This window comes from Streptomyces sp. NPDC048248, assembly GCF_043201875.1.
Taxonomy (GTDB): domain Bacteria; phylum Actinomycetota; class Actinomycetes; order Streptomycetales; family Streptomycetaceae; genus Streptomyces.
Window position 1 is genome coordinate 200,863 of sequence record NZ_JBICZL010000001.1, and the last position, 13,074, is coordinate 213,936.

Genomic DNA, 13,074 nt, shown 5'->3' on the forward strand with positions numbered 1-13,074 from the left:
CGTTCTCAGCGCCAACGGCTGTACGGATGTCCCCCAAGGCCGAACGAGTCAGGACTGCTGTCGGCCTCCTGGCTCAGTCGTTCCATCGTTTGCGTTCGAACGCGGCCGTTCCGGTTACCAGGGTGTCAGGAGGCACGTCCTTCGTGACGACGGCCCCGGCACCGACCACCGCACCACGTCCGATCGTGACTCCGGGGAGAACCGTGACCGCCGCACCGAGCCAGGCGCCGACCTCGATGGTGATGGGCGCTCGCGTGATGAACTCGCTCCGCTCGGACGCCGGGAGCGGATGATCCGAGGAAATGAGATTGGTCTTCGGACCGATCAGAACACCGTCGCCGAGACGGATGCCGCCTTGATCCAGGAAGGTGCAGCCCTGATTGACAAAGACGTGCTCGCCGAAGTCGATGCGGAGCCCGTGGTCGGTGTAGAAGGGCGGATAGACGGTGACTGAGCCGGGGAGCGGCTTGCCGACGATCTCGGACAACAGGGCCGCACGCGTGGCCTTGTCGCTGAAGGACAGTACGTTGAGCCGCGACGTCAGCGTGGTCACGTGCTCAATGCGCTCGGCAACCCGCGCGAACTCGGGAGTGCGGACGTAGAGACGGTCTTGATCAGGCATGGGGTTCCTCACGAGGGGCGCTTGGGCCGGAGCCTGTGGAGTGACAGCGTCGGATACGACGGTTGATCAACCACAGGTTGACTGCACTCATGAAAGCCACCAGGTCACGCTGGAATCAAACAACGATCAAGACGGGAATAATCAACGGTTGGTTGTCCACCTAGGATGAGCGGCATGGACGTCACTGCCGTGCGCACCTTCGTCGCCGTCGTGGACGCGGGACAGTTTCAGGAGGCCGCCACCGACCTCGCGATCACCCCGCAGGCGGTGTCCAAACGCGTTGCCGCACTGGAAAAGGAGCTCGGCGTCCAGCTCTTCACCCGGGACGCGCGCGGAGCACGGCCCACCATCGACGGGCAGGCCTTCCTGCCCCACGCCCGCGGGCTCCTCCAGGCCGCCGAGCGAGCCATCGCCTCGGTGCGGCCAGGCAGCCGGGCGTTGCGCGTCGACGTGATCGGCCGTCAACTCTCCCTGGCGGGGCTGCTGCGCGGCTTCCACCTGGCCCACCCCGAGACCGAGCTGGACGTCGTGACGTTGTTCGACTCCGACACGGCCGTGGCCGCCGTCCGGGACGGAACCATCGACGCGACGTTCCGTGCCGTGACCATGCCGGGCCGGCAACTCCCCCGCGGAACGGAAGCCGCTCTCGTCTTCGACGGACCGCTGCACTTGTTCACCGGACCGGGACACGAGTTCGCGAACGCCCCCGCTCTCACTCCCGCCCAGCTCGCCGGCCGCCGGATCTGGATGCCCGGAAACCTGCCCGGCACCGAGTGGGCCGCCTACTACGACGAGTTCGCGGCCACCTTCGGCATCCTCATCGACTCAGTCGGGCCAGACTTCGGAATCGAGCCCCTGCTCGACACCATCGCCAACTCCACGACCCTGGCCACCTTCGTCAGCGAACAGACCCCACTCGTCTGGCCCGTCGGCCACGACCTGCGCCGCATTCCCATCAAAGACCCAACTCCGCTCTACCCCCACTCACTGATCTGGCGCACCGACAACCCACACCCCTCCCTCGCCACCCTGCGCCGCCATCTCACCTCTGCCTATCCCGGCCGACCCGACAACGGCATCTGGACACCGAACTGGAGCCGGCCAGTGCAGCCGAATACACCCTGAATCGACAAGCCAAGGAAGACCCTGTCCCGGCCCGCCGAACATGATCGTTCTCACCGATAACCGCTGTTCCGATGCTCCCCGAGGCGGATGTTCGGTTTCACGGAGAGGCCCCGCGCCGGCCTCGGCCCCGCCGGGAGACCGCACCCGTGCGACCACGCGGAGACGGAAAGCTGAGTACGGCGACTCATGCCACGGCGACGTCTGCCGACGACGATGAAGAGCGCCATCGTCCAGCCGGGAGACCCTCATGCTCAGCCGTATCGCCGACACGCTCGTACCGACCTTCGGCCGCCTGTCGGTGACCACCGATCCTGGCGCGGAGTTCGCGCCGGGGACTCTGATCGTCGCCAACCACACCTCCTTGGCGGACCCCGCGGTCGTGTTGGCCGCCCTGTACCGTCTCGGCGCCGAGCCGCTGATCATGGCGGCCGCCGGCCTGTGGCGCACTCCGCTGCTCGGCCGCGTCCTCACCCGCGAAGGGCATATCCCCGTGCACCGGGGCGACCGGCGTGCCGCCGCCGCGCTGGATACCGCGGCACGACACCTGGAGCAGGGACAGCTGGTCCTCATCTACGCAGAAGGCGGCCTGCCCCGCCGCAAGGACGCGGCCGAAGCGGCGCCCGGCACCTTCCGCAGCGGCATGTCCCGGCTGGTCGAGCGCACCAACTCTCCCGTCGTCCCCGTAGGACAGGCCGGCTCACGCCGAGTCACCTCGGGAAGCATCGCCAAGCAACTCTCCGGCCTGGCCACCGCACCGCTGCGCCGACCCACCCTGCACGTTCACGTCGGAGCTCCGCTGGAGCTCGCCGGCAACCATGGCGGGTGTACCTCCCGGGCCCGCACCGCCGTGACGGCCGCGTGGCGCACCGCGGCCGCCCGTCTCGGGGAACCTGCCGCCCTCGCGGTGTAGAGCTCATTCCCGCTCGCCGTCCGACAGACAGACAGCGTCTCCGCAGGGGCAGTCAAAGCGACTGCAGGGCACCGCCCGAAGTCGGGCAGTTGCCGGCCCGGGAGCGGCTTGAACGCCCATGTACTCGCCGCCCCCGAACCGTCCGCATCTCCACAACGCCTTCCACGAACTCATCACCCCGCTCACCGCCGCGGACCTCAGCCTTCGCTCGTCTGCTGTGCCCCCTTGGCAGGTTGGGCGCGGCCGACCGCAGCGGGCGCTGCCGACCCCGGGCACGAGAATGAACTCATGAATCGACTGCTGCACCTTGACCGCACCCTCGATGAGCTGGACCCGCCCCGCTGGGCGGCTCCGGCCGTCGACGCGACTCACTTGGTGCACAAGGTGCATGAGTTGCGGTGTCTGGCGCTGAGGGAGCTCCGCCCGGCGGACCTGCGCGTGCTCATCACGCAGCGGGTGGCCCTGCCCCACGTCCTTCCACTCGCGGTGCGCGTGCTGCTTCAGGATCCGCTGCTGGACGCCCACTTCTACGAGGGGGACCTGCTGCTCGCAGCAGTTGCAGCGCCGGCCTCGGCCTGGGCCGTGTTCCCGGACCTCGCCGCGCGGCTGCGCGCCGTGATCGCGACTCTGCCGGAGGCGTCCGTCGCCGACCTGCCGCGCGGCGCCGCCGAGGAACTCACCCGTTTCGTCGCGCGACCCGACTGACCGCGCTGCCTTGATCAAGACGCCGGCTGGCAAAGCCACCCAGGCGACCATCGGCTGGGCACGGGGCCCCGCCATCGGCCGCCCGGATGACCGGCAGTCCCGGCCTTCCAGCCATCCGGCGCAGCCTGCGAGCCCCTGGGCCGCAGCAGATCCGCCGCCCGAAATACCCCAGCTCAGGCCCAAAAGGTCGGCGACGCGGACTGACCACGCGTGCCGGTCAGTTCTGGCTGACGGTGGCGGGCTCCCCTTGGTCGGGGTGTTCGCTGACGGTCGTGTCCCCGTCGGCGCTGTCGTGATCTTGAGCGTCGGCGCCCGCGATCCGTGGGGGCAGCTTCGCCGCGACGACGATCGTCACCAGGGCGAGGGCGGCAGTGACGCCGAAGGCCAGCTTCATTCCGCTCACCTGTGCGGGTATGGCAGCGACGCCATCGGCGACCAGCTGGGTGGTGCGCGCGGACATCACCGTCACCACGAGCGCGGTCCCGAACGCTGCAGCGACTTGCTGCAACGTCCCGAGCATCGAGCTGCCGTGGGAGTACAGATGCGGGGGAAGCCCGCCCATGCCGAGCGTGAAGACCGGGGTGAACGTCGCCGCCAAGCTCACCATCAGCAGCGCGTGCAGGCCCAGCACCTGCCAGTACGGCATCGTCGTGGAGACCTGGGTGAACCCCCCGAGGGCGAGCACCATTCCGATCGAGCCGGGCACCACGAGCAACCGTCCACCGAATCGATCAAAGATCTTTCCGATGGACGGTCCCAGCAGGCCCATGCCCAGACCGCCCGGCATCACCAGCAGGCCGGTCTCCAGCGGGCTGAGCCCGCGCAGGTTCTGCAGATACAGCGGCAGCAGGATCATCGCCCCGAGCATCGCCAAGAACCCGATGGACAGGAGGGCCAGCGACAGGCCGAAGGTGCGGTGCCCAAGGGTGCGCAGGTCCATCAGAGGCACACCGGTGCGCTGCAGCTTGAGCTGACGGATCACGAAGACCGCGATTGCCGCGCCCCCGGCGATCACGATGCCTGTCGCCAGCCCGACCTTTCCATCACTGTCACCGAAGAGGCTCAGGCCGTAGACCAAGCCGCCGAACCCGAGTGCCGCCACGCCGACGCTGAGCCAGTCGATGGAGCTCACCTGCGGGTCGCTGATGTTGTCCAGTTTGCGCAGCCCGAAGAAGGTCACCAAAGCCGCGATCGGCACGACGACCACGAACAGCAGTCGCCAGGAGCCGACCTGCAGAATCAGCCCCGACACAGCAGGTCCGAGCGCGGGGGCCACGGATATCGCCAGGGTGACGTTGCCCATCACCCGGCCGCGGTCGTGATCAGGCACCACGATCATCAACGTCGTCATCAGCAAGGGCATCATCACGGCCGTGCCTGCGGCCTGCACGACCCGGCCCAGCAGCAGCACCTCGAAGGAGGGCGCCACGGCTGACAGGACAGTACCCGCGAGGAACACGCCCATGGCTATCGCATAGGCCTGGCGCGTGGTGACCCGCTGCAGGAACCAACCGGTGATCGGAATCACTACGGCCATGGTGAGCATGAACACGGTGGACACCCACTGCGCTGATTGCTCGCTGATGCGCAACGAGTGCATCAATCTCGGGATGGCGTTGATCATGATGGTCTCGTTGAGGATCACCACGAAAGTGGCCAGTACCAGCAGCCGCACCACCGTCGGTGTGCGGCCCGCCTTCACGGCCGGTCGTTCTGGGATCGCAGCTGACATTGCAGCACCTCGCTGGGCTTCCTGGTCGCAGTCGCCTCGCAGCCGAGGGCCGCCGGCATGGATATGGGTAGTGACCCCGATAAGACCTGCGCGGCTGGCAGGACTCATCGGTCGGAGCAAACTCTTTCGCATCGTCACCGAGATCTCCCCCGAATTTTGTCTGATCCAGGAGGATCGACGGCAGCCGGGCGACCCCACGCTTCCCTGAGTCCGAGGAAGCTCAGAGACGAACGATGAGCGCTTTGCGGGGCGGTGCCCAGCGCCTCGTTGTGTCCTTCAGGCTTCTTGAGATCGCGAACGAATGAGGTCGGGGCGAGCCGCTGGGCGGTCGGCCTCCGGTCTGCCAACCAGGCCCACGCCCTTCGTTGATCATTTGTCCGAGCACTGCTCGCCGTCGGTAGTTGTCGCCAAGGGGACCCGGCTGCTCTCCCCTGCTGCCCCGTCGGGCCGTGATCAGAGCCGGCCCCCCGAGCAGACGGCAACGAGACTGCGCTCGACGTCCACATCGTTGGCGTACCTCTCGCAGCGCTCCGCGTTCCCCTGCGAGGCCCCGGAGTCCCAGGCATCGGCTAGTCCTGTCCGGAAGATCATGCCGGGGCGACGGTGGCCTGCCACGCCCAATCTGCAGCGTTGTCGTCCGAGAGGAAGGAAGAATGAGCGGCATGACCATGGTGAGGGACATCGATGTCCGCGGTATGCAGCACTGTGAGACGACGGCACTGGGCGTGCTGTTGCGGCATGAGGGGATCGACTTGTCCGAGCCCATGCTGTTCGGGCTCGGACAAGGGCTGTCCTTCATCTACTGGGACAGCAAAAGCATGGGCTTCCCCTTCCTGGGAGGCCGGGTCAAGCCGTTCGAGCTCACCAGGAATCTGGCCGCCGCACTCGGGCTTGAGCTACTGGTCGGGGAAACCACCTCCCCGCGCAAGGCATGGCAGAACGTGGCGGCGCCCATCGACGCCGGTCGGCCGGTCGGCCTTCAGCTCGACAGCTACCACCTGGACTACTTCAGCAGCAGGGTGCACTTCGGCGGACACGTCGTGGCCATGTACGGCTACGACGAACAGGACGCCTACTTGGTGGACACCGCCCCACAGGGCGGAGCCGTCTCGACCAGTCTCACCGGCCTGGCCAGGGCCAGGGCCGAACGCGGTCCCATGACCGCCAAGCACCGCTCCTTCACCATCACGGCGCCCAGCAGCCTGACGTCACCGCGGGACCGGATCATCCCCGCGATCAAGACCTGCGCCAACGCGTTCCTGAACCCGCCCATCGCGAACCTGGGCCACCGGGGCATCGAGAAGACCGCCAAGCAAGTGCCGAAGTGGCTGCAGCGCAGCAACGATCCGCGGGAGGACCTGCCACAGGCCGCCGCCCTCATGGAGAGGGCCGGCACCGGCGGAGCCCTGTTCCGCAATCTCTACCGGGACTTCCTCGCCGAGTGTGCCCAGCTGATCGACAGCAGCCACCTGCGCACCGGCCACAGCCTCTATACCGAGGCCGCCGCCCTCTGGACACAGGTGGCCGCACTCGTCGCGACAGCAGGCGAATCCGGCGACGCGAAGAAGCTTGTGCAGGCCGGCTCCATCCTCCACGAGCTCTCGCGGATCGAACGCGATGCGATGCAAGCACTCAACATGCTCTAGGCAACTGGTCCGGCGGGTCCAACGCCAGGTGCCGCTGGTCAGCTTGTCGCTCTTGCCTGGGCGGGGCTTGGTCACAGGCTCCGTCTGAAGGACTTCCTTGCGGGTGGCGCAGCCGTCTTGGTCTACGTCGATTGGCAGACGGAGGCCGATTAACTGACGGAACGTGTCCCGCTCGTATCAGGTGCGCGATTCGTCGTCGACTTTCAACTGCGCAAAAGCATCGGCCAGTCGCAGGCGTGCACCGGCGGGGCGGCTTCGGCTGAAGCGCTGAGCGGATGCCCGCTGATCGGCCGGGGGGCCGGTCGCGTCGTGACCCTGCGGACTCTTCCTGCCCTCGCCCGTTGCGCCTGCTCCGTGGCCTCGCCCACAGAGGTACCTCACAGGCTCACCAGTCCCGCCGCACTCGAATTCATGTGTCACGCTCCCACGGCCGGCAAGGCCGGTGAACCTGATGACGATGCTCCGGGAGAACCTCCAAGCCGCGCAGACGTTACGTTCCAGGAAGAGGAACGCCCCCGAGAGACGGGGTCTCCTCCGCCGCACAGAGTGAAATGCTCAGTGGCGGAATGAGCACACCGTGTCCGATGCCGAGGGGCGATGGCGTGACACCACCCGCCGGAATTCGGGTCACCAGGCTCGGTGCGGCACAACGCGGGAGATTCAATGAGTAAACGATTCCAGGAACTCGACTGGCGTCAGACGCCGTTGGGTGAGCTTGCGCTGCGCCGACGGTGGTACCCGGGTATCGAAAAGAACGTCTACGAGATCAAGCTCAACGACGAGTTCCTGATGTCGAGCCTGTTCACCTTCGCCGAGGAGGAGTTGGGGCGGCTGGCCCTCGCGGAGCTGACCGGCCCCACGCTCAATGTGCTCGTCGGTGGGCTCGGCCTCGGTTGCACCGCCGAGGCGGTGCTGGCGGACGCGAGACTGCGCTCCCTGGTGGTCATCGATGCCCTCAGCGAGGTGATCGAGTGGCACCAGAAGGAGCTGATTCCCGCTGAGGTGGCATCGGATCCCCGATGCACGTTGATGCATGGCGACTTCTTCGCGCTGCTCCGCTCCCCCGGCGGGCTTTACCCATCCGACCCCGGTCGACGGTTCGATGCGATCATCGTCGACATCGACCACTCGCCGAGTCACCTCTTGCACCCCTCGCATGCCGATCTTTACGAACTCGAAGGTCTGCGGCGGTTGAGTGAACAGCTTCTTCCCGGCGGAGTGTTCGCGCTCTGGTCTAACGAAGCACCGGAGGAGCAATTCACTGCGACGCTTCGGCAGGTATTCACCGAGGTGAGGGCCGAGGTCGTCACCTTCGACAACCCCTTGCAGGGGCGCGAAGCCGCCAACACGGTCTACTTGGCGAAGCGGGCCCTCGGCGAGTAAGCACAACCGACGGAGCTGTCCAGAACCCCGGCGTCGAGGCGCCGGCGGCGGATCTTCAACCCCGAAGACGTGGACGTGCCTCTCCACAGGGTCCCCGCCTCACTGACAGCGACCTGGCGGACACGCGCCGCTGCAGAGCGTGTGCGCGATTGACGTGGCGGGTTCCTCCCGGCCGGCGAGGTCGGTGATCGCGCTGAACCGATTGCCTTACCCCGGTGTGCATGGCACCGGTGCCCACCGCTTGGGCACCGGCAGCCTCCCCGAACAGCTGGACGACATGGCCGGCCTGCCCTCTACGCACCTCTGCCGTACGAGGGGCTTCTCGTAAGCGCGCAGCCCTCCCACCGGCGGCCCGGACTTGCCATACCTATCGATAATCAATAGATTTCTATTGCTATTCGACCAAGGGGAGTGACGATGGGAAAGCTGACAGTGCTTGCGCTGCGCGCCGTGATGGTGATGCTGTTCGCCGGATCGGTGTTGGCCCAGGCAGTGATGGTGGCGATGCCGGCGGGAGTCATTGAGGAGGGCGCCCTCGCGGACCGCCGCACTCCGCTGCTCGTGATCATGGCCCTGGGCGTCGTGACGGTCCAGGTAGTGCTGGTCTGTGTGTGGCGGCTGGTCACGATGGTGCGACGGGGAACGGTGTTCTCCCACGCCGCATTCCGCTACGTCCACCTCGTGATCGGCGCGTTCGTGACGGCCGCGCTCCTGGTGTTCACTCTCGGAGTGGCCCTGGCTCCGGGCGAGGCAGTTGCCCCGGGCGTTGTGGTCCTGTTGGGCGGGGTTGCCCTGGCGGTCTTCGGGGTCGCGCTCATCGTGCTCGTGCTGCGGGTGCTCCTCGCGCAGGCCCTCGCGCGCGACGTCGAGGCGTCGCGTCTGGGGGCCGAGCTGGCCGAGGTGATCTGATGTCGATCATCGTTGATATCGACGTGATGCTTGCCAAGCGGAAGATGTCCGTGGGCGAACTGGCGGACCGGGTGGGAATCACACCCGCCAATCTGGCGGTCCTCAAGAACGGCCGCGCCAAGGCCGTGCGCTTCACCACACTCGCCGCGCTCTGCGAGGTGCTCGACTGCCAGCCCGGAGACCTGCTGCGCTGGGAGCCTGAGACCCCCGGGGACAGGGACAGGGACAGGGACAGAGCCGCGCACGAATCCGGAGCATCAGCCCCGGCTGGTTCCGCGCCGTAGTGACCACAGCCGCAGCAGCCGGCCCTCGGCGCCCGGCACCCGGCACCCGGCACCCGGCACCCGGCACCCGGCACCCGGCACCCTAAAACCGGGTACGACGACGCCGGCGACGTCCGCACTCCTCCATCGAGGCCCGAGCGGTCGCCGCGCTGCCCGCAGCCGGCCGCGCCTGCCGCGCACCGATGACGGACTCCACATGGAACAGAGCAAACGATGACGAATGCCAACCTCTCCCGCCCTCTCGGAGCCACGGACAGTACCGACGTGCTCGTGGTCGGGGCCGGATTGGCGGGTTTGAACACCGCCATGCTCCTCGCCCGACAAGGCCACGACGTGCTCCTGGTCGAGCGCCGAACCAATCTTGTCGGCGCGATCCGCACCACAGGAATCTTCGTTCGCAAGACACTCGACGACTTCCCACTGCCTCCCGACTGCCTCGGACCACCGATCCGGCGCGTGGTCCTCTACCCGCCCAACCTGCGCCGACCGGTCAGCCTCACCAGCCCCCGCGACGAGTACCGGGTGGGCGACATGGCACCTCTCTACGAAGCGTCGGCCGACGCCGCGGCAGCCGCCGGCGTACGCATAGCACTGGGCACGCGCTATGCCGGCCGACAGGGCAACACCTTCCACCTGGCCGGTCGCGACAGGTCGACCGTGGTCCGGGCCCGCTTCGTCGTCGGCGCCGACGGAGCCCGCTCAACTGTCGCCCGCGACCTCGCTCTCGACCGTAACCGCCACCTGATCGTCGGCGCCGAAGAGGTCTTCGAAATACCCGGAAGCGACGAGCCACCGACCTTCCACTGCGTACTCGACCCCTCACTCGCGCCCGGCTACCTGGCCTGGGTGGTCAATGACGGGAAACACGCACATGTCGGCGTCGCCGGCTATGCCGACCGTTATCCAGACGGCCTTCGCCGGGCGGCGGAGCGGTTCAGCGCCTCAGCGCCTGGTCTGACCGGCCTCGAACGGCCCGAAAGGGTGGAACGGCGCGCAGGCCCCATTCCCGTCGGCGGCCTTCTGCGCCGCATCAGCTGCGCCGACGGACTTCTCGTGGGGGACGCGGCAGGCGCGGTCTCCCCACTCACCGCCGGCGGCCTGGACCCCTGCCTACGGCAGTCGGAACTTGCAGCCGAAGTCCTCAACGACGCGCTGCATACCGCAAAACCAGAAAAAGCGATGACCCACTACGACGGAGCCGCACTCCGCACCAACTTCCGGGGACGACTCGCACTGCGCCGAGGACTGGCCCACATACGGACGCCCGCCACAGCAGCAGCGGCGTTCACCCTGCTACGCACACCCTTCGGCCAGGCCGCGGCAAGCAGAGTCCTGTTCGGCGACAGATCCTTCCCCGACCACACACCCAAGTGAACCCACCACGGGCCGCGCGGTGTGTGGAGCAGGACTGAGCTCAAGTAGGACCACGTGCGAAACAACGCCGATCGTGCAGGTCATTGCGGCTCACGTATGACTTGGGGGCTGCGCTCCCACTGCTGATCACTCGCTGGCAGGCCAAGGGTGCGCCGGCGGTGCCGGTTGCCGATCAATCGCTTCGGATTCTGCGGGAGCTGGGCACAGCTCACGACAAGATCGTACGCCCGGGCCACACTCTGGCCGCAGCAACCGACAACCGTCACCACGGCGGTGTCTGCGCTGCCTGTCTCGGCGTCCGCAGGCTGGCCCTGCTGCCCCTCGACGCAATACCGGACTCTTTCGGAGTGCCGACATAGAGGATGTCCCGGATGCTGCGGATCTCCATTGCACCTGCCAGAAGCGGCGATACATCCGGCCGGAAGCTGACTGACGCCTCGATCTCGTCGGCGGTGGTACAGCTCGCGCAAAGGCCACTCCGCAGCAGTGAAGGGCTTCCTGCATGTCCGGGTGAGAGTCCAGCATGCCCTGAGGAAGGGGCGCGTCTACCTCTGCTTCATGGGGCTTCGACATCACCGAGGAGGAAGCACTCGCGCTTCGGGTGGCTGCCCCTTTCCGAAGGAGCTCACGCGCCTGCGCCGGCTGCCTCCTCCTTGCCTACGGATTCTGAGGCTGACGGAGGTAGCGCCGCCGCAGGGCTTGCTTGTCGACTTTGCCCACACGGGTGAGCGGCAGCTCGTCGATGGCCTCGATGATGTCGGGGACGAGGTGATCCTGCCGCAGCACGTCGTAGAGGTGGGTGCGAAGGCTGGCTTGCGCGTCGCAAGGTTCGTAGGTGGTGAGCACGGCGTGGACACGGTCGCAGCCGGTGTCTGCGTCCGGGACGCCGAACACGGCGGCTTCCCGCACGAGGGGGTGCTGGAGGAGGGCTTCCTCGATGACTCGGGGGTAGATGTGGGTACCGCGGGTGTGGTGGATGATGTCCTTCGCTCGATCCGCCAGGAACAGTCGTCCCCGCTCATCCAGCCATCCCAGGTCTCCGGTGTGCAGCCAGCCGTCTTCGACCACTTGGGGCACGGTGTCGTCGTGCGAGAGGTAGCCGCTCATCATTCCCGGTCCGGTGACCCACACGTGGCCGGTCTCCTCGTGAGGGAGGAGGCGGCCTTGCGCGTCGCGCACCTCGACGCTCGCGCCGGGCGCCGGCCGGCCCACTGAGGACAGGACGTCGGGCGTCCCATCCACATGGTCGGCAGGCGGCAGGCTGGTGATGAGGCCGGCCTCGGTGAGCCCGTAGACGCCCTGGAGCACGGGCCCGAAACGCCGCAGTGCTTCGCGGAGGCGCTGTGGTGGGGTCGGAGCGGTTCCGTAGAGGACGCACCGCAGGCTGGAGAGATCCGTCGCGGCGAGGTCGGGGTGCTCCAGAACGCGGACCAATTGTGCAGGGGTGAGGGTGATGTGAGTGAGACGATCGGTGCTGATGGCTTTCAGGAGGCGGCCTGCGTCAAAGCCCTCGTGCAGGAACAGGGTGCCGCCCGCCATGAGAGTGGGGATCCCGATGTACCACGACAGGTGAGACATCTCGCCATGCAAAAGGCGCCGCACGCCTGCGCCGTCCGCGTCAGACATCGCCTCGAGGAGCGCCTCGTACATCCGGTGGGTGTGGACCACCCCCTTGGGCGTCCCGGTGCTCCCGCCGGTGCACAGCAGCGTGCGGATCTCGTGCCGGGGCGCGCTCTGTGGCACGAATGCCTCGCCGGGCCGGCGTGCCGTGGTCTCGGCGAGCAGATCCGTTGCCTCCGGATCGGGTCCCAGAGAAAGCAGGCGCCCGCAGGGCACTGCCGCGGCCAGGTCCTTGGCAGTGGTGGCGTCCGCGGGATCGAAGACCAGCGCGGTCGGTCGAAGTTCACGCAGAAACGCTTCCAGCCCCGGACGCGCGCTGTCCCTGGCCAGGTGTGCAACCGGCCGGCCGAGCACATGGCCGGCGAGGTGCACGGCCAGGGTGAGAGGACGGTTCCCGGCCAAGATGGCAACCGGCCCCTCCCGCTCCACGCTGCCGCGCAGGGCGGACACCATCTGCGAGGTGACCTGAGCAAGGTCCTGGTAGGTCAACCGCTGGGTGCCCTGCGACACGGCCAGGTGAGTCGCCCACCGGCCGGTAGCCGCGTTCAGCAGTTGGGCGACGTAGCTCCCTGCCATGACCTCTCCTCACGCTGGAATGGGACGCGAACGATCAACAGCTGTGATGTGCCCATCACCGGTGTCCCCAGCCCGCCCCCACGTGCCTCTCACCCGTCAGGAGTAGTCGAGCTCACGCCAACCGGAGCGCGCCACCGCCGGCCGGGACCCAACTCCGCGGCGCCCTGTTCCCTTCTCGGCCTATCGAC

At 67.5% G+C, this 13,074-nt stretch carries 11 protein-coding genes; 8 read left to right on the forward strand and 3 right to left on the reverse strand.

Annotation, left to right across the window (positions count from 1 at the left end; translation table 11 throughout):
- Positions 1 to 73: 73 nt before the first annotated feature.
- On the reverse strand, positions 74 to 622 hold the full coding sequence (locus ACGFZW_RS00995; protein WP_393890843.1) for a DapH/DapD/GlmU-related protein: 549 nt from the start codon (positions 620 to 622) through the stop codon (positions 74 to 76).
- A gap of 174 nt (positions 623 to 796) precedes the next feature.
- On the opposite strand from ACGFZW_RS00995, the gene ACGFZW_RS01000 reads away from it, so the two are divergent.
- The 3 genes from ACGFZW_RS01000 to ACGFZW_RS01010 all read left to right on the forward strand — a co-directional run bounded on the left by ACGFZW_RS01000 (position 797) and on the right by ACGFZW_RS01010 (position 3,362).
- Positions 797 to 1,747 carry a LysR family transcriptional regulator gene (locus tag ACGFZW_RS01000; protein ID WP_393890844.1) on the forward strand — a complete coding sequence of 317 codons (951 nt, stop codon included), beginning with the start codon at positions 797 to 799 and terminating at the stop codon, positions 1,745 to 1,747.
- Positions 1,748 to 1,994: 247 nt separating this feature from the next.
- Complete coding sequence (locus ACGFZW_RS01005; protein ID WP_393890845.1) at positions 1,995 to 2,657, forward strand: lysophospholipid acyltransferase family protein; 663 nt, start codon at positions 1,995 to 1,997, stop codon at positions 2,655 to 2,657.
- 288 nt (positions 2,658 to 2,945) lie between these two features.
- Positions 2,946 to 3,362 (forward strand): contact-dependent growth inhibition system immunity protein, encoded by a 417-nt coding sequence (locus tag ACGFZW_RS01010; RefSeq protein ID WP_393890846.1) that lies wholly within the window; start codon positions 2,946 to 2,948, stop codon positions 3,360 to 3,362.
- 217 nt (positions 3,363 to 3,579) lie between these two features.
- On the opposite strand, the gene ACGFZW_RS01015 is transcribed toward ACGFZW_RS01010, so the two are convergent.
- Positions 3,580 to 5,064 (reverse strand): MDR family MFS transporter, encoded by a 1,485-nt coding sequence (locus ACGFZW_RS01015; RefSeq protein ID WP_393890847.1) that lies wholly within the window; start codon positions 5,062 to 5,064, stop codon positions 3,580 to 3,582.
- Positions 5,065 to 5,756: 692 nt separating this feature from the next.
- Between ACGFZW_RS01015 and ACGFZW_RS01020 the strand changes: the two genes are divergently transcribed.
- From ACGFZW_RS01020 to ACGFZW_RS01040, 5 genes are all read left to right on the forward strand, one after another.
- The gene (locus tag ACGFZW_RS01020) at positions 5,757 to 6,740 is read left to right on the forward strand and encodes a BtrH N-terminal domain-containing protein (RefSeq protein WP_393891269.1); all 984 of its coding nucleotides are present in this window, start codon (positions 5,757 to 5,759) and stop codon (positions 6,738 to 6,740) included.
- Between the two features lie 663 nt (positions 6,741 to 7,403).
- Complete coding sequence (locus ACGFZW_RS01025; RefSeq protein ID WP_393890848.1) at positions 7,404 to 8,123, forward strand: spermidine synthase; 720 nt, start codon at positions 7,404 to 7,406, stop codon at positions 8,121 to 8,123.
- 417 nt (positions 8,124 to 8,540) lie between these two features.
- Entirely contained in the window at positions 8,541 to 9,032 is a 492-nt protein-coding gene (locus ACGFZW_RS01030; RefSeq protein ID WP_393890849.1) for a DUF2975 domain-containing protein, read from the forward strand.
- Entirely contained in the window at positions 9,032 to 9,316 is a 285-nt protein-coding gene (locus ACGFZW_RS01035; RefSeq protein ID WP_393890850.1) for a helix-turn-helix domain-containing protein, read from the forward strand. Before ACGFZW_RS01030 ends, ACGFZW_RS01035 begins: the two co-directional genes overlap by 1 nt.
- A gap of 213 nt (positions 9,317 to 9,529) precedes the next feature.
- Complete coding sequence (locus tag ACGFZW_RS01040; protein ID WP_393890851.1) at positions 9,530 to 10,690, forward strand: FAD-dependent oxidoreductase; 1,161 nt, start codon at positions 9,530 to 9,532, stop codon at positions 10,688 to 10,690.
- A gap of 657 nt (positions 10,691 to 11,347) precedes the next feature.
- On the opposite strand, the gene ACGFZW_RS01045 is transcribed toward ACGFZW_RS01040, so the two are convergent.
- Positions 11,348 to 12,886 carry a class I adenylate-forming enzyme family protein gene (locus tag ACGFZW_RS01045; RefSeq protein ID WP_393890852.1) on the reverse strand — a complete coding sequence of 513 codons (1,539 nt, stop codon included), beginning with the start codon at positions 12,884 to 12,886 and terminating at the stop codon, positions 11,348 to 11,350.
- Between the last annotated feature and the right edge of the window lie 188 nt (positions 12,887 to 13,074).

Bases quoted from the DNA above. Each gene is read 5' to 3' on its own strand.
- ACGFZW_RS00995 (WP_393890843.1), bottom strand. From the start codon at position 622: ATGCCTGATCAAGACCGTCTCTACGTCCGCACTCCCGAGTTCGCGCGG.
- ACGFZW_RS01000 (WP_393890844.1), top strand. From the start codon at position 797: ATGGACGTCACTGCCGTGCGCACCTTCGTCGCCGTCGTGGACGCGGGA.
- ACGFZW_RS01005 (WP_393890845.1), top strand. From the start codon at position 1,995: ATGCTCAGCCGTATCGCCGACACGCTCGTACCGACCTTCGGCCGCCTG.
- ACGFZW_RS01010 (WP_393890846.1), top strand. From the start codon at position 2,946: ATGAATCGACTGCTGCACCTTGACCGCACCCTCGATGAGCTGGACCCG.
- ACGFZW_RS01020 (WP_393891269.1), top strand. From the start codon at position 5,757: ATGACCATGGTGAGGGACATCGATGTCCGCGGTATGCAGCACTGTGAG.
- ACGFZW_RS01025 (WP_393890848.1), top strand. From the start codon at position 7,404: ATGAGTAAACGATTCCAGGAACTCGACTGGCGTCAGACGCCGTTGGGT.
- ACGFZW_RS01030 (WP_393890849.1), top strand. From the start codon at position 8,541: ATGGGAAAGCTGACAGTGCTTGCGCTGCGCGCCGTGATGGTGATGCTG.
- ACGFZW_RS01035 (WP_393890850.1), top strand. From the start codon at position 9,032: ATGTCGATCATCGTTGATATCGACGTGATGCTTGCCAAGCGGAAGATG.
- ACGFZW_RS01040 (WP_393890851.1), top strand. From the start codon at position 9,530: ATGACGAATGCCAACCTCTCCCGCCCTCTCGGAGCCACGGACAGTACC.
- ACGFZW_RS01045 (WP_393890852.1), bottom strand. From the start codon at position 12,886: ATGGCAGGGAGCTACGTCGCCCAACTGCTGAACGCGGCTACCGGCCGG.